The sequence below is a fragment of the Rhizobium sp. WYCCWR 11146 genome (assembly GCF_013591995.1).
Taxonomy (GTDB): domain Bacteria; phylum Pseudomonadota; class Alphaproteobacteria; order Rhizobiales; family Rhizobiaceae; genus Rhizobium; species Rhizobium indicum.
This window is the reverse complement of the sequence record NZ_JACCEY010000015.1, coordinates 36,622-55,172: the sequence shown is the minus strand read 5'-3', so window position 1 is coordinate 55,172 and position 18,551 is coordinate 36,622. Positions and strand designations below refer to the sequence as shown.

The window sequence follows — 18,551 nt, the reverse complement described above, 5'->3', positions numbered from 1 at the left end:
CGATCTGTCGCGCTTCAAGTTAGCGTTGACGCGCAAATATCGACAAAAATATCAATGCGTTATAGGAACTGCATCGATGAAAACGGCATTTCAGGCACAGCTGGCCATCATCTTTGCCACGGCGGCGAATAATCCGACCCTGTTGTCAATTTCTCCCGTCACTAAACCCACAGCCGTTGTCATCCTGAATCTTTCCGCATGCGATCGGATGCAGGTTTACAATTTTCCTGCTGCCGCTTTGCTCACGGCAGGGAGTGCGGGGCGAGGCTGATATATTTGATGGCGCGCCGGTAGTAGGTGTAGGCGATATGGAGCGTGCCGTCGTCGCCCTGGACGATCGAGGGATAGGAGAATTCGCGGTTCAGCGAATCCTTCGAATTGTTGCTGAGGCAGAAGCCGTCGCCGGTATCGAGATCGATGCGATGCGGAAAGCTCTTGCCGCCATCCCTTGATATCGCCAGGCTCAGCGGCGCACGCGGAACCCCCCAGACAGCCTTGCGTGCGCTGCTATCGGCAAAGACGGCGGTCCCTCCAGCCTCGCCACCCTCGATTTCGTCATAGAGAGACTGGCGCCGTGCATCCGACATGCCGGCATTCGAATGGTTGTAAACCATTGCGATGGCTCCGTCATTCAGGAGCGTGGCCTGGATCGAGGAGTTGTTGTTCGGCAATTCGGCGGGCTCGGGCGCACTCCATGTCTCGCCGCCATCGGAGGATCGGCTGAACAGGATGTTTTCGGCGAAACGGTTGCGGTAGAAGGCGATCATCTCGTCGCCGCCAAGCGGCAGGATGTTCATGTGCACCGCGCCGATACTGTCTGGAATATCACGCATCTGCCAGCTCGCGCCGCCATCACGCGACATCAGCACCGCAGCCGTATCGGCATCGCCGCTCCAGCGCTGGCCGTTCAGGCCAACGCAGCGGAAGATCGGAAGCAGCCAGTCGCCCCTGCCGTTGACGACGATCTGCTGGCGAACGAAGGTGCCGGGACTGTCGCTGAGGATACGAACCGGGCCGAAGGTCTGGCCGCCATCGCCTGAAATCCGGCATTTGACAACCGAGCCGTCCTGATTTCCGGAAGTCTGCGAGGTATAGAGCAGCCATATTTTTCCGTCTGGAGCGTTGAAAATCAACGGGTTCTGTTCGGATTTCTCCGAATCGTCGCTCATCTTTTCCGGCACGGACCAGCGCTCGGAGCCCGGCGCCAGCCGCGACATGTAAATCGAGATATCACCCATGCCTTCCATCGTGCCGCCGAACCAGACGCAGGTCAGCGTGCCGTCGGGCAGAAAGGCGAGATTTGCGGCATGGTTCTGGATGCAGGGGGAGGGCAGATAGGCATCCGCTCGACCCTCGACCGTGGGGTGAGGGGCGATGGCCCCGGTCATCAGGGCCGGAACGGCTTCCGGAGGCAGGCCGGTAAAACTCATGACGGATCTCCTCAAGGCAGCTTGGCATAGCTTTCGGCGAGTGCGGCATAGTCGGCATCGCCGAGCGGCATCAACGGCGCGCGCGTGCGCTTCCAGGCGGGATTGCCGGTCTTCAGCCCAACCATCGCCTTGATGGTCGGGATCTGGACGTAGGAATTGGAAAGCGTGCGATAGGCGTTGATGCGCGCCTGCGCCGCCTCGACATCGGCGGCGCGCGCCTCGTCATGGACATGGTCGTAGACGGTGCGGAGCGAATTCGCCACGAGATTGGAGGTGGCGGTGATGCAGCCGGCGCCGCCCGCCTTCAGCAACGGCAGCAGCAGCGGATCGGCGCCTGCGAGCACCGAGAAGCCGGGATAGGCGGCGATGATCGCCTGCATGTTATTGAAATCGCCGGCAGATTCCTTGATGCCGACGACCGTTTCCGGGAAGGCCGCAATCAGCCGTCCGATCAGCGGAATGGACAGCGGAACGCCGGAGACCTGCGGAATATGATAGAGGATGACCTGCAGGCGGGTGTCGGCGACCTTTTCCAGCACTTGCGAATAGGCGGCGAAGAGACCGTCGTCGGAGACGCCCTTGTAGTAGAAGGGTGGCAGCATCACCACCTTGGTGACGCCAAGCGACAGCGCGTGCCGGGTCAATTCCACAGTCTCGGGAATGGCGACGACGCCGGTGCCCGGCAAAAGCCTGTCGGCGGGAATGCCGGCCTTCAGTGCCGCTTCCAGAATGGCGCGGCGCTCGGCGCCGGAGAATGAATTGGCCTCGCCCGTCGTGCCGAGCAGCGCCACGCCATGGCATCCCTCGGCCAGCAATTGCCGGCAGTGATCGGTGAAAAGGGCGAAATCCGGCCTGTTGTCCGCCGTCAGCGGCGTTGCGGAGGCGCTGAAAACGCCGGTAATCCTGTGATGGCTCATTCCGCCCTCCTCGGCGCGTCCTGTCTTGCCGATCCGTATTCGAACCGGCGCGCTGCGCATTGCAATTGTCATCCGTCCGTCGCGATGGAGTGCAAAGAACTTTTATATTGCCGCGCTTTTGTCAAGAAGACAAAATGCCGTGAAGCCGACGCGAAAAGTTATCCATCTGTTATGACTTATATATTTTCAGTAGAAAATTTTGTTCGAATGGAAATTGCGATTTTTTGTTGACATATTTACAATAACGAGAGAACGATACGGAACGGATTGTGCTGCGCCTGGCAGGTGCAGGGAGAGCGCTGCCGAATTCACTCTGGGAGGAATGCCATGTCTGATCAATCGGATAAAACCAATATATCACGTCGTAACGCGCTGAAGCTCGGCCTTGCAGCCGGCGTCGGACTCACCGTTTTCGGGATGAATGCCCGCATCGTCATGGCCGATGAAGGCCAGGTCCTGAAGGTCGCGCATCCGGCCTTCGACCAGGACTGGTCGCCGCTGCGCGGCGGCGGCAGGACGTTCCGCTGGAATTCGATCTGGTGGGCATCGCCGATGTATTTCGACAGCCAAGGCAATATCAAACCCTACGTCTTCACCAGCTGGGAATCGGCTGACAACACTGTTTGGACCTTCAAAATTGACCCCAAGGCCGTCTTTTCCGACGGCAGCAAGATCACCTCGGCCGACGTCAAGGGATCGTGGGAAGTCGCCTCGATGCCGAACACCAAGAGCCAGCGCGCCGACCAGGTGCTGAGCAAGGTCAAGGGTTACGCCGAAATCTCCGCCGGCTCCGGCAACGAGCTGACGGGTGTCGCGACACCCGACGAGGGGACGGTCGTCGTGACGCTTGGTGCCGCCGACCCGATCTTCTTCATGCGCCTGGCAAACCACATCGCGCCGATCACCAAGGCATCGCAGTCGCGCGGCAGCGACGGCGAGGAGATCATCGATTGGTATAAGCCCGATAGCAAGCCGGTCTTCTCAGGTCCCTTCAAGCTGACGAGCATCGATATCGACGCCGGTAAACTCACTTTCGAGCCGAATGAGAACTTCTTCGGACCGAAGCCAAAGCTTGCGCGCATCGAGGTCACTTCGATCGAGGACAATGTCAGCGCGACGTCGCTGATCAAGTCGGGAGAGTTCAACGCCCATACCGAACTGATCACCTCGACCATCATCCAGGATCTCGGCCCGGAATTCTCGGCCGGCCCGCTGATCCCGACGAGCCAGCACTTCTGGTTCAACATTTCCCGTGCGCCGATGGACGATCCGAAAGTCCGCCAGGCACTGATCATGGCGGTCGATCGCGATGGCCTGTTCAAGGCGTCCTATCCCGACGGGCCGCATAAGAAGGCGGACCAGATCCTCAATTCGGTCCCGGGCGCGGAGAATTCCGGCTTCGAGCCCTATCCCTATGATCCGGAGGCTGCCAAGAAGCTGCTTGCGGAATCGACCTACGGCGGCCCGGAGCGCCTGCCGAAGATCCTGTTCGTCGGCATCTCGGGGCCAGCCATTCAGGCCGCCGCCCAGTTCATTGCCGAGCAGTGGCGCCAGAATCTCGGCATCACCGCCGTCGACATGAAGCCGCAGCAGGATTCCTATGCGGGTCCGGATCAGAACTCGGTCCAGATCTTCCGCGACGACGTCGGCACCCGCGTTCCCGATGCCGTCTCCTATCTGGCGGGCAGCATCGCCTCAACCTCGTCGAACGCCCAGAACAAGCTCGGCGGATACAAGAACGACAAGGTCGACAGTGCCCTTGCCGAGGCCACGACCAAGGCTGCGGATGATCCGCAGCGTATTGCTCTCGCCCAGGAGGCCCAGAAGGCGTTCCGCGAGGATTGGGCCTTCATTCCATGGTATTCTCAGGCGATGTCGCGCTGGGCCACCAAAGAGGTCAAGGGCCTGGAAAAGAACCTTGACTGGCAGGTCGTCGAACCCTGGAACATTTCCATCGGTTGATCCGGCGGAAACCGTCCCAATCGGCAATAACCCGCGCGAAGGCCGCAAGGCCTTCGCGCAAGTTTCAAGAAGAAGAGATGCGATCGCAGCCAAAAGCGGGAACGCATCGAACAACAGGTGAGAGGTGGCCATGCTGCGCTACGTGCTAACCCGATTTGCCATCTGGATTCCGTCCGTTCTGGTGGTGATGCTGGCGGTCTACGCGCTGGCCTTCTATGGCGCCGGTGATCCGATCAAGCTGATCTTTCTGCGCGCGCCTGGCGACGTCGCCTATAATCCGCAGCGCATCGAAGCCATTCGCGAAAGCGCCGGCCTCAACAAACCCTTCATCGTCCAGTTTGGCCTTTACATCTGGAACCTGCTGCACGGCCAGTTCGGCAATTCGCTGACCTCGGGCCGCTCCGTCTGGGCGATGGTCTCAGCCGCGGCACCTGTCTCCTTCCAGCTTGCCATCTGTTCCATCATCCTGACGGCCGTCGTCGCGATCCCGCTCGGCATGATCGCCGCGCTCAACCAGAATTCACGCATCGATTATGCCATTCTGGGCTCCGCACTCTTCCTCTGGGCGATCCCGGCCTATGTCGCCGGCCCGCTGCTGATGGTCGGCCTCATCGTGCTGCTGCCGGGTGCGAGCGTGCCTTATGGCTGGGGTGGCATCCTCGATGTCCGTATCCTGCTGCCGCTGCTCGTCCTTTCTTTCCAGCCGATCGCGCTGATCGTGCGTCAGACGCGTGCCGCCGTCATCGAGGTACTATCGGAGGATTTCGTCCGGACCGCCCGCGCCAAGGGCGTACCCGAAATCATGGTGGCGTTGCGCCATATCTTGCGGCCGGTGCTGACGCCCGTCGTCACGCAGCTCGGCCTGATCATGATCACCATCGTCAATGGCGCGATCTTCGTCGAACTCGTTTTCGGCCTGCCGGGTCTCGGCCGGTTGACGGTGCAGGCGCTGATCAATTCCGATTATCCGGTCATTCTGGCGATCACGCTAATCGGATCGTTTCTGGTGATGGTGTCGAACCTCCTGGTGGATGTGCTCTATCCGCTGCTCGATCCGCGCGCCAATGATTCAAGAAGGAGCCGCTGACCATGTCCGCAATCCCTCTTTCGACCATCGAAACCGTCGAAGAGCCAGTCAGCCTGTGGCGCGACGCCTGGTATCGGCTGAAGCGCAACAAGCTCGCCGTCTTCGGTCTCGTCATCGTCGTGATCCTCGGCTTCACGGCTATCTTCGGGCCTTATCTCACGCCCTATGACTATCTGAGCCAGGATCTCAACGCCCGCAATGTATTGCCGTCGATGAGCCACCTCTTCGGAACCGACGATCTCGGCCGCGACGTCTTCAGCCGCGTGGTCTTCGGCACGCGCACCGCTTTCCTCGTCGCCGTCATCGTCACCGTCTTCGCCGTGTTGATCGGCCTCGTGCTCGGCGCCGTCGCCGGTTTCTTCGGCAATCCATTCGATCGCATCATCATGTGGCTGACCGACGTGACGATGTCGGTTCCCAACCTGCTGCTCGTCGTCGTCATCAACGCCTCGCTGAAATCGCCGATCAGCAAATGGATGGAAGCGCGTTATCTCGAGACCCTCAATCCCTTCTATCGCGAAACCATGTGGGTGGATTTCGCCCTCGTCTTCGGGTCTATGGCGCTGATCTCCTGGCCGCCATACGCTCGGCTCGTGCGCGCCCAGGTGCTGTCGATCCGCAGCCGGCCCTATATCACCGCGGCCCAGGCGCTCGGGCTTTCGAACTGGATCATCATCAAGCGTTATGTCATTCCGAATGCGCTAGGCCCTCTGATCGTCTCGGTCAGCGCCGGTCTTGGCACGGCGATGGTGCTGGAAAGCGCCTTCAGCTTCCTTGGCGTCGGGGTCAATCCGCCAACGCCGAGCTGGGGTAACATGATCTCGGATGGCCTCCGCGTCTGGCAGCATTATCCGCATCTTCTCGCCGCTCCGGCGGCCGTGCTCGGCCTTGCCTCGGTTGCCTTCAGTTTCCTCGGCGACGGCCTCAACGACGCGCTCAATCCGCGGGGCAGCAAATGATGGACACGAAAAGCACCACCCGCCTGCTCGATGTCAGGGGCCTCACCGTCGAAATCGACGGCCGCAACGGCCCCGCCATCGTCGTCGACGGCATCGATCTCCATGTCGACAGGGGCGAGACCCTAGGCGTCGTCGGCGAATCCGGCTGTGGCAAGAGCCTGACGATGCTGAGCCTGATGCGGCTCCTGCCGAACAAGATCAAGGTCACCAAGGGATCGGCGACATTCGACGGCCGCGACCTGCAGACGATGTCGAATAGAGAGCTGCGCAAGGTGCGCGGCGGCGATATCGGCTTCGTCTTCCAGGATCCGATGACCTCGCTCAACCCGGTCATGCGCGTCGGCGACCAGATCTGCGAGCCGCTGGTCTATCATCGCGGAATGAAAAAGGCGGCGGCCCGCGCCCGCGCCGTCGAACTTCTGCGGCTTGTCGGCATTCCCGGCCCGGAAGAGCGCCTCCAAGCCTATCCGCACGAGCTTTCCGGCGGTATGCGCCAGCGCGTGATGATCGCAATCGGCCTTGCCTGCAATCCGAAGCTTTTGATTGCCGACGAGCCGACGACCGCGCTCGACGTCACCATCCAGGCCCAGATCGTCGATCTGGTGAAGGACCTCAGGACTAAGCTCGGCATGTCAGTTGTCTGGATCACCCATGATCTGGCGCTGATCGCCGGCCTCGTCGATCGTGTCGCCGTGCTCTATGCCGGAACGGTGGTCGAAGATGCGCCGGTCGACGAGCTCTATGCCCGCCCGAGCCATCCCTATACGCGCGGCCTGCTGTCATCGATCCCGAAGCTCTCGGACCCGCCGGCAAGCCGGCTGAGCTCGATCGGCGGCACGCCGCCGGAGCCCGGCCGCCGGCCGAAGGGTTGCCCATTTGCGCCGCGCTGCCCGCTTGTCGAGAACATCTGCCGCGAGAAGGTGCCGCAGCTCGAACCGTTGAGCGGCAGCAGCAATCACCGCGCCGCCTGTTTCGTCGTCCAGAGAATGCAGGAGGCCGCGTGATGGGTGCTCAGCCGCTGCTCAAGATCGAAAACCTGGTCAAGCATTTCCACGTCAAGCTCGGCGCCTTCGGCGAACGCTCGGCAACCGTCTATGCACTCGACAATGTCAACCTCGACATCATGGAAGGCGAGACGCTGAGCCTGGTCGGCGAATCCGGCTGCGGCAAGTCGACGACCGGTTTCACCATCCTCAACCTCTACAAGGCGACCAGCGGCAAGGTCGTTTACAAGGGCCAGGATCTCGCGACGCTCGACGAAAAACAGATGCGGCCCTTCCGCCGCGACCTGCAGATCGTCTTCCAGGATCCGTATTCGACACTCAATCCGCGCATGACGGTGGGCGAGGCGATCGGCGAGCCAATCCTCTTCCACAAGCTCTGCACCAAAGCCGAACTGAAGGATAGGGTCGCGACGCTGCTCACCGATGTCGGCCTGCCAACACGGTTTGCCCAGCGTTACCCGCACGAGCTTTCCGGCGGCCAGCGCCAGCGCGTCGTCATTGCCCGGGCGCTCGCCTGCCAGCCGAAATTCATTGTTTGCGACGAGGCGATTTCGGCGCTCGACGTGTCGATCCAGGCGCAGATCATCAACCTGCTGCTCGATCTGCAGGAAAAATATGGGCTGACCTATCTCTTTATCGCCCATGATCTCGCAGTCGTGCGCCATATCAGCACCCGTGTCGGCGTCATGTATCTCGGGCGGCTGGCCGAACTTGCCACCCGCGAGGAACTCTTCGACAATCCGCTGCACCCTTATACCAAGGCACTGCTATCTGCCGTCCCGGAGACCGATCCGGAACATGAGCGCACCCGCCAGCGCCAGATTCTTCAGGGTGATGTGCCGAGCCCGCTGAACCCGCCGACCGGCTGCCGCTTTCACACGCGCTGCCCGATTGCCATGGATGTCTGCAGCAAGGTCATCCCCGCCTGGCAGGAAGCAAAACCCGGCCACCTCGTCGCCTGCCATGCCGTCAACACCGGACAGACCGCATGACGCTGAAGGCCGCCATCATTGCCGATGATCTGACGGGCGCGCTCGATACCGGTACGCCCTTCGTCGAAGCCGGCCTTTCGGTTGCGGTCGCCGTCGATGTCGAGGCCGCAGGGGATGCGATCGCCACCGGCTGTGACGTTGTCGTTATCAATACCGCCTCGCGCGCGCGCGGTGAGCGCGAAGCTGCCGAAAGGGTGCGCTTGGCGACCGAGGCGCTTCGCGGCGTGAAGCCGGCAGTCGTGATGAAGAAGATCGACTCCCGCCTGAAGGGCAATGTAGCAGTGGAAAGCCTTGCTCTGGCAGATGCGCTCGGCCTGGAGACTATCCTCGTGGCGCCCGCCGTTCCCGATCAGGAGCGTGTGACCTATCGTGGCTGTGTCGTTGGCCGCGGCGTCGACAAGCCGCTGCGGATCGCCGATCTGTTCGAGAGCCGCACGGGCAATGTTGCTGTTGCCGATGCGGAGGATGATAGTGATCTCGATCAGATCGTTGCCGATCATGACTGGCGGCGGGCACTTGCGGTCGGCGCACGGGGTCTGGGTGCCGCACTTGCCCGCCAGCTCGGCGAAACAGGTCGGCAGCCGGTGCCGGAATTTGTAGCGACCCCACGCACCCTGTTCGCCTTTGGCTCGCGCGATCCGATTACCGCTACCCAGATGGAGCGGCTCGAAGCCTCGGGGGTTCTGCGCATGGTGGTGGACGCGCCGATGGGGCAGGTCGAAGGCGGGGAGGGCATGGCGCTGCCGGCGCTGTTGCGCTGCACCGGCGATATGGCAGCCGATGCGGCATTGGTCGCCCGCCGTTTTGCGGCAGGCGTCAGATTGGTCATCGACGATACCAGGCCTGACATGCTGATGGTCGGCGGCGGCGATACGGCGCTTGCCGTTTTCCAGGCGCTTGGGGTCCGAGTGCTGGCGCCGAAGGGTGAAATCGAGGCCGGCGTGCCGTGGTTCGATGTCACGGCAGCCAACGGGCGGCATTTTCGGTGCGCCGTGAAGTCCGGGGGCTTCGGCAAGCCCGATAGTTTGCTAAGACTGGTTCTTTGGAATCGGGCGGCATAGTAAGATACCGCCGGGGAGAATGACGTGGCTGAAGTGAATGGCGAATCTTTGAACGCGGAAGCCGGCCCACCGGGCAAGCCCGAACGCGGCAAGGCCGTCAAGCTGGTCGATCGCGTCTTCGACCAGTTGCTCGAGCGTATCCGCGGCGGAAACTATCCGCCGGATTCACGCCTTCCCGGCGAGCATGAGCTTGCCTCGATGCTGGGTGTGTCGCGGCCGATCGTCCGCGATGCGCTGGCGCGCCTGCGCGATCAGGGTATGGTCTATGCCCGGCAAGGCGCCGGCACCTTCGTCAGCGCGCACGGATCGCCGACGACGCAGCTTGCATATTCGCCGGTCAAGACGATCGCCGACATTCAGCGCTGCTACGAATTCCGCCTGACGATCGAGCCGGCGGCCGCCTATTTCGCCGCCAAACGCCGCAATGAGCAGGCGATTCAGAAGATCGCCAGCGCGCTTGCGGATCTGCGCGAGGCGACCAGCCATCAACTTCACCGCACCGACGCCGATTTTCTCTTCCACCGCGCGGTGACGGAGGCTGCCAACAATCATTATTACACGGCCTCGATCGATGCGCTGAAGGCCCATATCGCCGTCGGCATGCATCTCCACGGCCTCTCTTTGCTCGGCCCCCGCCAGGGGTTGGAACAGGTCTACGAAGAGCATAACGCCATCTACAAAGCGATCGCCGATGGCCGGCCGGACGATGCGCAAAGACTGATGAAGGCGCATCTCGAAGGCTCCCGGGACCGTTTGTTCGAGGGCAGGGTGCTCGACCTATCCTTCTGACGCGCATCCCAGGCGGCTATCAACTCAAAAATGGCAGCGAGTTCATGCCCCCTCCCTGTGCGTCTTGCGGAGAGCTTGGCTCGGAGGCAACCGTTTTCGGCAATGAGGGGGCCGTGGCCGTATACATCGGATGGGTAGCAGTCCAGGCGTCTTCACCGATCAAGGGAACGAAGCGCACGCCGCCGAGGTCTTCTTCCTCGAATGCCGCGGCGCTGGTGCGCGTGAGCCGTTTCAGGCGCTGCCCTTCACTACCGCCGACCGGGATGATGAGCCGCCCTCCGAGGTTCAGCTGTTCTATCAAGGCGGTTGGCACCTCGGGTGCGCCCGCGGAAACGATAATGGCATCGAACGGAGCGGCTTTCGCCCAGCCCTTGCTGCCATCGCCGACGCGAACGTCAATGTTGCGGTATCCCAGTGTCTCGAACCGTTCCTTGGCCTGAAGCGCCAGCTTTTCATGTCGCTCGATGGAGTAGACATGCCTTGCTATCCGGCTGATGAGGGCCGAAGCATAGCCGGAGCCCGTTCCGACCTCGAGCACTTTGTCACCGGCATTCAGATCGGCCTTTTCGAGCATCAGAGCCACGATGAACGGCTGCGAAATTGTCTGGCCCTCGCCGATCGACAGCGGCGCATCCTCGTAGGCGAATTCCTCGGAGCCTGGAGGAACGAATTTTTCGCGCGGTACCATGCGCATCGCCTCGATCACGCTTTGATCGCGAATGCCACGACGCGTCACGTGGTGCTCCACCATGCGATTTCGGATGCGCGTCATATCCATGGATCAGCTCCATTGTCGCCGATTGCATTTGGGGGCAAACTTCTGGGCGGTGCAAAATGTAAAACAAATGGGCGACCGGGGAGTTCCTACGAGGAGCAGGTTTTCGGCAAGCATCGAGACCACCGGGCTAAGGCCGTGTGGTGTGGAAGTTGGAATGTCCGCTTTCTGGGCAAAGTAGAAAGCCACTTTGAGCTCCCACAGGCATGACGACCAGCCCCGATCTGAGCGGCTGGTCCGTGTTGCAAGATCAGATCGGGTCGGGTCGGGTCGGGTGAAGGGCATCTCTCGGCTATTGCTTTGAGCTTATGAACCCAGACCGTCATTCCGCTGCATCAAGCCTAGAAAGCGCCCGCCGACGCCGGGCTATCACCGCCGGATCGTTCATGAAGTCCTCCGACATCACGGCCCCCAAGCACGCGGCACACAGCCGTTCTTCTCGCCAATGCTCCCGACCTGCCCATGCCTTCGAATGCCCAGCGAGGAAGGCCCGAAAGATTCAGGGTCGATCCGATCCATCAAATGGCGGGACGGCCTCGCGCGAGATCGAGCGCGGTTCACTCGAAATAGTCAAACTCGTGTAAATCCATGATGACGTCCTGCGCAAACCGGATCATGGCTCCGCAAAGGAGCATCGTCGCCGTGATGAAAAGAATTCCGGCTCCATACGAATACTGAAGAGCGAAAAATCCAGTAACGAAAACTGTTCCGAGCAGCAGACCTGCGCATAAGCCGCTACCCAGCGATAGTAGGATACCGCTTTTAAGTAGCCTCGCTCTTGTCTTGAGACGCGGAATGTCATCTCTCATATGCGCTTTGTCCGAGTCTTGCGGGATTGCATTTAGAAGTCTGGCTCGGGCAACCACTGTACTCATTCTCGCTGTCAGCAGGGAGATAAAGGCCGCAACCGCTCCAAGGAAGAAAGCGGGAGCTGCGGCTCGCGAAAACATCTCCGTCATTGCGGCGACCGTCGGTACGAAGCTCATGGTTTCCCCTATCGCGCCACAAAGTCTTGCGGTTCGACATAACCTGCCACGCCGGCAACAATATGGGTACGGAAAGCATGAATGCATATGGAGCGAAAACCAACACGCTAGAGGCTCGGGCCCGTGGCCGCCAACTGCATTTACATGGCCCTGCGACATCGTCGTTCACTATCTCAGCAACCTCAAGCCGTCGTATCTCAACCAAACTCTACGAGCCGCTGGTCGAAACAGAATCGCAGGCGTGATAACTCGAACGCGAGCAACGTTGTCGAGGGAAGCCCATCGTGCCGGGCAAAGTCGCGACGATCACGGCGAACGCCGGGAGCCCATCGATGGGGTGTGCGGCGTGAGCGCGGAACGAGGTGGCGAACGCAGCGTACGAGAGGGGTCGCCCATCTAGGGGCCATTGTTGTCATTGCTGGCCGGTCAACGCTTAGAAGGCAAGATCGCACCTGTGGATCGCAAGCGAGATCGGGGGCCCTTGCACCTTCTCGGCCTGCCATCAGTTCGTGCAATTCACGGAGGTAACTGTTTTGCAGACGGCCTTGGATTTTGTGCCCGGCACACGCTTCGGTCCCAGCGCTTCGATCTGGCTCGAAAAGTTGTCGCGAGTATGCCACAGTATCCACCCCACCCTGTGCTCCGATGGCGACGATGCACGTCCGTGGTTCCTCGCCGTTCCTATCTCCGGCTGCGCTATACGCCCGCTTGCCGACAACTTGAAGGGTGACCCGGCGCCCTGGCGCTTCGGCGTCGTGAATGATGCCTTTGCATCGGTAGACGCTGGCCGGGAGTTTGCGCGCGGCTTCGCCCAGTGCCTCGAGCGAGAGCGGCTCTGACGCTTCGTAGTTCCAGGTGCTGAAGCCTGCGCGTGGTTATGCCTGTGATAGTGAAGGCGATGCCCGCAATTGTGATCTCGGCAGTCAGAAGAATGACCGGAATCCCTGACCGGCGGGCTGGCGTCGAGATGGAAAGGATTAAACCGACCGACTGACAGCAGGACTTCCAGCGGCACGTTTCCGTGCGACGCCTGCACGAGTCGATAACGGCTGAGCCGGTCGTCGAGCCATGCCTTGGTCGTTTTCGGTTGTCATAGTTTTTCTCCTCGATTGGTCAGGCAAGGTCGACGGCTGCATGGAACGCTTCAAATGTGGACGTTGTCCACCAATGGCGGGCGACCTGCGCGGGCCTCGGCGCTCGAAACAAAGCCCGAAACGCCGAACGACGTCTGCTCCCCGATTCAACTTGGCTGTAAGCGGAAAGCTTCCCGGCTTATGGGGTGTACCAAATCGGCGAGGTGTAAGCTCGCTCCTGTATCTTCATCGCTGCTTCCGCTGGCATTTCTCTGCCAAAATATTTGGCATCATACGCCGTCCATCGCGGCGTTGGAATCTCGATGACGCGGCCGTAGTAGAAAGCCCGTTGGGCGCCATCGAATTCAGGATCCTTCCACACCGAGATCAACTCCGTTGCCCCTACCGTATTGCTCCAGGTTGCGTTAGCGATGTCCACAGTGTCGCCGACCGGTGGCAGTTTGCCGTCACCGCTTGGCTTGCGATCTCCCGACCAAGCCACGTCATACACTTTTTCATGGACCTCACCCGCAGCATCGAGCCAGCCCTTGACGATCTGGTATCGATCGAGATTGGCCCCGATTGGATCCTTCAGCGCCGCGACGAGGAAGGTGGGCACCTTTCCGGCTGGCGCTGGACCTATGTCGCCCCCCATCGGCACCCCCTTGGTGTAACCGGAGATCGCAGGACTGCGCGTATTGGCGTCACTTGCTTCGAAGTCGAAGCCACCGAAGAAGCGGACCAGCATCCGGGGACCAGTGGTGGCGTAGGTCTCGCGACGTTGCATCGCATCGAAAAGCGCCTCGCGCGTGTTTTCGGTCGCCCACACACCAGCGTAGCCGGAAGCCGTCTGCTCCCATCCCATGATGACGCGATCCCCTTGCTTTATGAAGGGGTGCGAAGCCCGCTCCGCGCCTGGTTCACTGCTGGATGTCTTGCCGAAGAAATTGTCCTCCTCGACCGCCGTAAGTCCGGTATGGGCATCGGTTGATCCCACCAGTCCGAACTTGTAGGGGTTGACGCCGAGTTTCTCCTCCAGCTTGAGGCCGTTCTTGAAGGCCGAGCGCGCATATTCGTATTCGAGCATGTCGGGCGTCTTTGCGACAGTCAGGTCGAGATTGCCCTTGTCCCAGCGCTCGAAATTGGCGAACTCGTCATTAGGCGACAGGAAGGGATGGCTCTCGCCGTCGCCCTTGATCTGCGTCACCTCATAAAGTCGCTCCCACTTGTTGCGGATTTCCGCGTACTCGCGGTCGATCGGAGAATTCGTCCCCGGCTCGATCATCGGAAACATTCGCCCGTTCGACAGATTGCCATTATGTGCAATCGCAAGAACGCTGCCGCCGGTCTTGTCCTCATAGCCGGCCATCCACTTCCACAGATCGCGAGGATTGTCGCTTCCAGGCGGCAGAGTAGTGTACGGAACGACCTGACTTGCCCTGTCGCCATTATCGCGGAAAATTATGTTGCGGTGTAGATTGTTGCCCCCTGTATTCGAAGTCCACTCGTAGCCGATGAAGGCCGTGAACCGGCCAGGCTCATTTGCCTCCTCGGCCGCCTTGATCGTTGCTTGCCAGGCCCCGCGATAGGCAGTTGAATCGGGGGAGTAGAGGATTGGTCCTTTGAATTTGCCGGCACCGAAAGCAGTAATGATATCGACGGCCGCCGCCGCGCCCTGGCCAGATTGCATCATATCGTACCATTTGCGTCCCAGTGGATCCGCCAGAAGCTCGGGCTTTCCCGCCAATAGGTCAGGGAAGAAACCCATATTGTCGGAATGATCCGCCACGACGAGGAAATCGAGCGGCCGCGACAGCTTCGCAAGTTGGCCGGAAGAGGCCATGATCTCCTCCCCCTTGGCGAAACGATAAGCGTCGGCGGGTCCAAGCCGCGCGCCGAACGCGCCAGCGTCCATCGAAAAGGATGTATGCAGATGAGTGTCGCCGAAGAAGGGACGCGAGGGGAAGTTGCGTCCTGCCCAAGGCGAATAAGGCCGCTTGGCGGGATAAAGCTTCGCGGCCGTGTCGGCGTCGAACGTTCCGACGTCAGTTGCGACGCCGTCCTGTGCCCAGCCCGGGTAACAGAGGAAGGCCGTAAAGAGTCCTGCAAATGCGGCTCCACAAAGAAGACCTGTTCTGGCTTGGACCGCTTTCATCGACTTCCTCCTCTAAGATCAAAATTGTGAGAACATGGCATCCAGCCGCTGGACGCTCCAGAACGCTGCTATGATGCCGATCGCATATGCCGAGCCGATGATGGCCCGTCGCGGGATCGCGACGATACGCCTCACAGAATAGACCGCAGTCAGTATCACAGCGATGAAGGCAAGCTGCCCGAGCTCCACGCCGACATTAAAGGCAAGCAGCGCCAAGGGGATATCGTTTCGCGGCAGGCCAAGCTCAACCAAGGCGCCCGCAAAGCCAAATCCGTGCAGAAGACCAAACGCGAAGGCCACTAGCCACGGGCTGGTGATGGCCAAGCTGAGCTGGCCGCGTTCCATACGAACGACCTCGGCAGCGACCAAGACGATGCTGATCGCGATCATGGTCTCCACGGGAGCCGATGGAAGGGTAACCCATCCGAGTGTAGCGGAGGTCAGGGTGATGGAATGGGCGGCTGTGAACGCGGTGACCGCTTTCACCAGCTTGCGCCAGTCGCGCACGATCAGCATCAGCGCCGCAACGAAGAGCAAGTGGTCGAAGCCGAAGGCGATGTGCTCGATGCCGTGGCGCACGTAGACAGCAAAAACTGTCCAACGGCTTTGGGCGGCAGGGATGGCGGCGGAGGGTTCATTGGGCGTTAACCGCGTTGTCCATGTATTGCCGTTGGCAAGCATGACATGCACAAGGGCATCGGTCATGCTGTTCTGCAGCCCGTCGATTAAGACGTTCTGGCCAGAAAGCGGCTCGACGGTGCGCATGTGCCATGTTTGGACCATTGCATCGCCCGTCTGTCGGGAAACCACAGGCGTGAGGGCCTCGACCCTGCCCGAAAACAGGGCAGCCAAGGCGAGCCGCGCATCGCCTTGCATCGGTGTCTTGAAAAGCACGCTGAACTCGCCTGGCATCTTTTCCTCAACGCTCAGGTAAGCCGGTCTAACTTCGTGGGAATGGGCCGAAGCAACAGTCAAAAGTGCGATCACCAAGGCAGAAACGCACCGGCAAATCTGGCTTGATAACGCTGTGCCGAGCCACTTCATTTTGCTGCCACGCTCGGTGCGCTTTGCGGTGTCAGCAATTCTTTCGTACTCTCATCGTACTGCACGCCATATTTGTTGCGCAGATCGGCGAGGTAGGCACGGCTGATGTCTTCTTGCTTGCTATTCCGCCACTGCGCCATTACGGCGTCTCTGACGGTGTCGAAGGGTCTGGGCTCGGTCGGTGTGCGTTCCGTCACCATGACGATGTGCAGGCCGTATCCTGACTTGACCGGCCCTTTCCACTTCCCCGGCTCCAGCGCGAACACCGCATCGGCAAAATCATCTCCGAACATTCTGGAAACGGCGGAATTCTCTAACCGCTGGAAGTCGTCTCCGAGCAGCAACCTATCGCCCGCAACAGAACCGCCGTTTTCCTTTGATTGAATCTCGACGATCAAAGCAGCGGCATCCGCTGCTGGATCCTTATGCTGCTCAGGATTGAAGTAGATTTGCTTGAAAGAGACGGTGCCAAGTCGGGCGAAGCTCTCAGCATGGCTGGCGTAAAACTGCAGCAACTCTTCGTCTGTGGGTTCGGTCAACTGGGCGGTGTCGTCGATCAGGAACTTTAGCTTCTGCGCCAGACGCCGGCGGATGATTGTATCATTTTCCCCGAGGCCCATTGCCTCCGCCTCTCGTGCCAGAAGTTGTTCGCCAACGAGATCGTTCACCAAACCGCTCAACTCCTCGATGGTGGGATCGCGAAGCCATTGGCTCGACCATGTCTGTTTCAGCCACCGCACATCGCCTTCGCCGATGTGTATGGGTACCGCTCGGTCAGACTTTGGTAAGCCGGGGTCCAGCCAGTGATAGCCGCCGAACAATGCTGCGCCGACGAGAGTGAAATGCAGCAGCGGCTCCCTCCAGAGTGTGCGACGATTGTGAGGACCTGTCTGAGCCATGTCGACAAACGCTCGTGTTAGGGAGAAGACCAGAATATCTGGCAGGCAGTTGCAGTGTTCGCGTGCGGCAGCACTTTGCCGCCCGCAACTCCACAGCCTAGCAGTAGTACACGCCGGCGGCGCAGCGGCGCACAGTGCGCCGGGCAACGCCTGCGACGCTGACGGGCGTCAGAGGTCGCCCAACCCTGGCTTCGGCGGTTCCGACAAAGCCCTGCAGGTGTGGGATCGGAAGCTCCGATCCCGCCTCGATCACAAACAGACCTATCGTTCCGGTCAGCACAACGATCTTCAGTTTCCTTAAAGCGTTCATTTTGCACCTCCCACGGCAAAGACATCTGGAAGTTCATCGGTGTTTACAAGTTTTTTCGGGTCATCGACCTTTTTGGCCTCGGTGGAGTTTTTAAAACTATAATCCTTCGCGACGACGCTCGACCCGGTCCTCCAATCGCTTATCTGGACGCTGTATTGGGGACCTTGGTCTACTTGGGTTGAAGTGATGACATATCTGCAGGGATAGGGATTTTCGCCTTGGGCGATCCAGATCTGCCAGTCGACCTCCTTGGTCCGAAACGCGAGATGGTCGCATTCCGTGCCGCCGATCACACCACTGCCGAGGTCCTTTACGTCGATGACGTCACGCATTAGCTCCTCGTAAACATTGGTCAGGAGAAGATCGGCGCCAGGGACGGGCTTTTGGTACTTGTCTCTCAACTCGTCGATCAGATGGTCGATTGTACCGGGCACCTCAAACTGGGCGTAGAGGTTGTCATCCTTGGCAAGTAGCGTCAGGGTTTTCCCGTCGAAACTCATCTCGACATTGGCGAAACCTCCAAACCGGGTCGCGCGGAATTTGTCAGGTCGGCCCATTTCAACTTTGCCAGAGCTTGCAAGGAGCAGCTTCTGATGATCTCCGGTAACGACCTCAAAATTGGTATCGTAGGCAAATGATATGGCCTTTTGTCCCGCGATATAGTCGGACATCGCCTTTAGCATGGTCTTTGCCTCAGCCTCGTCTGCCAACGCCCGTGAAGATGCGCCTGATACGACGATCACGGACAGCGCCACCGTTGAAAGTGCGATCGCTGTGCGCCAGACTGGAATTAGCCTTATGGTTCTCATCGAAGTGTCCTCCATTTTGAAGTTGACGCAGATGTCGACTTGATCCGAATGGGGCCCTTGAGACTTGTCTACGCAGGATCGTTCCTGATCAGGACGACTGCATATTTAGAAGAAAACACCATACAGGCTTGCGCGCCTGAATGCCCGTAGCATCGGGTATGTTACAGTATCCTAGCACCATCCAGGAAATACGTTGAACAGCCCAGAACCGTTGCTGAAATTCGCTATGATCGAGCACACCTTCCGGCAACGCGGGCAACTTGTGTATCTTTCCCATGCCCCTCCCTGTGCGTCTTGCA

The 18,551-nt window shown here is 60.0% G+C and carries 17 protein-coding genes and 1 pseudogene; 8 read left to right on the top strand and 10 right to left on the bottom strand.

Annotated elements, in window-relative coordinates:
- Positions 1–76: 76 nt before the first annotated feature.
- Positions 77–271 (top strand): hypothetical protein, encoded by a 195-nt coding sequence (locus tag HX899_RS08970; protein WP_138334261.1) that lies wholly within the window; start codon positions 77–79, stop codon positions 269–271.
- Here HX899_RS08970 and HX899_RS08965 read toward each other — a convergent pair.
- Both HX899_RS08965 and HX899_RS08960 read right to left on the bottom strand, forming a co-directional pair.
- Positions 243–1,430: an exo-alpha-sialidase gene (locus HX899_RS08965; protein WP_181292269.1), complete on the bottom strand. Its 1,188-nt coding sequence runs from the start codon at positions 1,428–1,430 to the stop codon at positions 243–245. The genes HX899_RS08970 and HX899_RS08965 overlap by 29 nt on opposite strands.
- A gap of 11 nt (positions 1,431–1,441) precedes the next feature.
- Positions 1,442–2,347, bottom strand: a complete 906-nt coding sequence (locus HX899_RS08960) for a dihydrodipicolinate synthase family protein (protein ID WP_164047394.1) — start codon at positions 2,345–2,347, stop codon at positions 1,442–1,444.
- 327 nt (positions 2,348–2,674) lie between these two features.
- Here HX899_RS08960 and HX899_RS08955 point away from each other — a divergent pair, with 327 nt between their 5' ends.
- The 7 genes from HX899_RS08955 to HX899_RS08925 all read left to right on the top strand — a co-directional run bounded on the left by HX899_RS08955 (position 2,675) and on the right by HX899_RS08925 (position 10,201).
- On the top strand, positions 2,675–4,309 hold the full coding sequence (locus HX899_RS08955; protein WP_138334256.1) for an ABC transporter substrate-binding protein: 1,635 nt from the start codon (positions 2,675–2,677) through the stop codon (positions 4,307–4,309).
- Between the two features lie 130 nt (positions 4,310–4,439).
- A complete protein-coding gene (locus HX899_RS08950; RefSeq protein WP_003549486.1) occupies positions 4,440–5,396 on the top strand; it encodes an ABC transporter permease in 957 nt (318 codons plus the stop codon).
- 2 nt (positions 5,397–5,398) lie between these two features.
- The gene (locus tag HX899_RS08945; RefSeq protein ID WP_138334254.1) at positions 5,399–6,355 is read left to right on the top strand and encodes an ABC transporter permease; all 957 of its coding nucleotides are present in this window, start codon (positions 5,399–5,401) and stop codon (positions 6,353–6,355) included.
- The gene (locus HX899_RS08940; RefSeq protein ID WP_138334252.1) at positions 6,352–7,359 is read left to right on the top strand and encodes an ABC transporter ATP-binding protein; all 1,008 of its coding nucleotides are present in this window, start codon (positions 6,352–6,354) and stop codon (positions 7,357–7,359) included. Before HX899_RS08945 ends, HX899_RS08940 begins: the two co-directional genes overlap by 4 nt.
- Positions 7,359–8,351: an ABC transporter ATP-binding protein gene (locus tag HX899_RS08935; RefSeq protein WP_026236973.1), complete on the top strand. Its 993-nt coding sequence runs from the start codon at positions 7,359–7,361 to the stop codon at positions 8,349–8,351. The genes HX899_RS08940 and HX899_RS08935 overlap by 1 nt, the downstream gene beginning before the upstream one ends.
- Positions 8,348–9,412, top strand: a complete 1,065-nt coding sequence (locus tag HX899_RS08930) for a four-carbon acid sugar kinase family protein (protein ID WP_181292268.1) — start codon at positions 8,348–8,350, stop codon at positions 9,410–9,412. The genes HX899_RS08935 and HX899_RS08930 overlap by 4 nt, the downstream gene beginning before the upstream one ends.
- Before the next feature lie 24 nt (positions 9,413–9,436).
- The gene (locus HX899_RS08925; protein WP_003549481.1) at positions 9,437–10,201 is read left to right on the top strand and encodes a FadR/GntR family transcriptional regulator; all 765 of its coding nucleotides are present in this window, start codon (positions 9,437–9,439) and stop codon (positions 10,199–10,201) included.
- Between the two features lie 34 nt (positions 10,202–10,235).
- Here HX899_RS08925 and HX899_RS08920 read toward each other — a convergent pair.
- From HX899_RS08920 to HX899_RS08885, 8 genes and pseudogenes are all read right to left on the bottom strand, one after another.
- Positions 10,236–10,979, bottom strand: a pseudogene (locus HX899_RS08920) (protein-L-isoaspartate(D-aspartate) O-methyltransferase); the annotation flags it as partial.
- A 554-nt stretch (positions 10,980–11,533) separates the two neighbouring features.
- Positions 11,534–11,962 carry a DUF2721 domain-containing protein gene (locus HX899_RS08915; protein WP_171599600.1) on the bottom strand — a complete coding sequence of 143 codons (429 nt, stop codon included), beginning with the start codon at positions 11,960–11,962 and terminating at the stop codon, positions 11,534–11,536.
- Positions 11,963–12,159: 197 nt separating this feature from the next.
- The gene (locus HX899_RS08910; protein WP_246697087.1) at positions 12,160–12,777 is read right to left on the bottom strand and encodes a GTP-binding protein; all 618 of its coding nucleotides are present in this window, start codon (positions 12,775–12,777) and stop codon (positions 12,160–12,162) included.
- 457 nt (positions 12,778–13,234) lie between these two features.
- Positions 13,235–15,190 carry a DUF3604 domain-containing protein gene (locus tag HX899_RS08905; protein ID WP_181292266.1) on the bottom strand — a complete coding sequence of 652 codons (1,956 nt, stop codon included), beginning with the start codon at positions 15,188–15,190 and terminating at the stop codon, positions 13,235–13,237.
- A gap of 18 nt (positions 15,191–15,208) precedes the next feature.
- Positions 15,209–16,234, bottom strand: coding sequence for a HupE/UreJ family protein (locus tag HX899_RS08900; RefSeq protein WP_181292265.1), 1,026 nt, complete (start codon positions 16,232–16,234; stop codon positions 15,209–15,211).
- Positions 16,231–17,133, bottom strand: coding sequence for a peptidyl-prolyl cis-trans isomerase (locus HX899_RS08895; protein WP_181292264.1), 903 nt, complete (start codon positions 17,131–17,133; stop codon positions 16,231–16,233). Before HX899_RS08895 ends, HX899_RS08900 begins: the two co-directional genes overlap by 4 nt.
- Before the next feature lie 97 nt (positions 17,134–17,230).
- On the bottom strand, positions 17,231–17,443 hold the full coding sequence (locus tag HX899_RS08890) for a hypothetical protein (RefSeq protein ID WP_138334234.1): 213 nt from the start codon (positions 17,441–17,443) through the stop codon (positions 17,231–17,233).
- Positions 17,440–18,252, bottom strand: coding sequence for a DUF2092 domain-containing protein (locus tag HX899_RS08885; RefSeq protein ID WP_138334232.1), 813 nt, complete (start codon positions 18,250–18,252; stop codon positions 17,440–17,442). The genes HX899_RS08890 and HX899_RS08885 overlap by 4 nt, the downstream gene beginning before the upstream one ends.
- Between the last annotated feature and the right edge of the window lie 299 nt (positions 18,253–18,551).

Bases quoted from the DNA above. Each gene is read 5' to 3' on its own strand.
- HX899_RS08970 (WP_138334261.1), top strand. From the start codon at position 77: ATGAAAACGGCATTTCAGGCACAGCTGGCCATCATCTTTGCCACGGCG.
- HX899_RS08965 (WP_181292269.1), bottom strand. From the start codon at position 1,430: ATGAGTTTTACCGGCCTGCCTCCGGAAGCCGTTCCGGCCCTGATGACC.
- HX899_RS08960 (WP_164047394.1), bottom strand. From the start codon at position 2,347: ATGAGCCATCACAGGATTACCGGCGTTTTCAGCGCCTCCGCAACGCCG.
- HX899_RS08955 (WP_138334256.1), top strand. From the start codon at position 2,675: ATGTCTGATCAATCGGATAAAACCAATATATCACGTCGTAACGCGCTG.
- HX899_RS08950 (WP_003549486.1), top strand. From the start codon at position 4,440: ATGCTGCGCTACGTGCTAACCCGATTTGCCATCTGGATTCCGTCCGTT.
- HX899_RS08945 (WP_138334254.1), top strand. From the start codon at position 5,399: ATGTCCGCAATCCCTCTTTCGACCATCGAAACCGTCGAAGAGCCAGTC.
- HX899_RS08940 (WP_138334252.1), top strand. From the start codon at position 6,352: ATGATGGACACGAAAAGCACCACCCGCCTGCTCGATGTCAGGGGCCTC.
- HX899_RS08935 (WP_026236973.1), top strand. From the start codon at position 7,359: ATGGGTGCTCAGCCGCTGCTCAAGATCGAAAACCTGGTCAAGCATTTC.
- HX899_RS08930 (WP_181292268.1), top strand. From the start codon at position 8,348: ATGACGCTGAAGGCCGCCATCATTGCCGATGATCTGACGGGCGCGCTC.
- HX899_RS08915 (WP_171599600.1), bottom strand. From the start codon at position 11,962: ATGAGCTTCGTACCGACGGTCGCCGCAATGACGGAGATGTTTTCGCGA.
- HX899_RS08905 (WP_181292266.1), bottom strand. From the start codon at position 15,190: ATGAAAGCGGTCCAAGCCAGAACAGGTCTTCTTTGTGGAGCCGCATTT.
- HX899_RS08900 (WP_181292265.1), bottom strand. From the start codon at position 16,234: ATGAAGTGGCTCGGCACAGCGTTATCAAGCCAGATTTGCCGGTGCGTT.
- HX899_RS08895 (WP_181292264.1), bottom strand. From the start codon at position 17,133: ATGGCTCAGACAGGTCCTCACAATCGTCGCACACTCTGGAGGGAGCCG.
- HX899_RS08890 (WP_138334234.1), bottom strand. From the start codon at position 17,443: ATGAACGCTTTAAGGAAACTGAAGATCGTTGTGCTGACCGGAACGATA.
- HX899_RS08885 (WP_138334232.1), bottom strand. From the start codon at position 18,252: ATGAGAACCATAAGGCTAATTCCAGTCTGGCGCACAGCGATCGCACTT.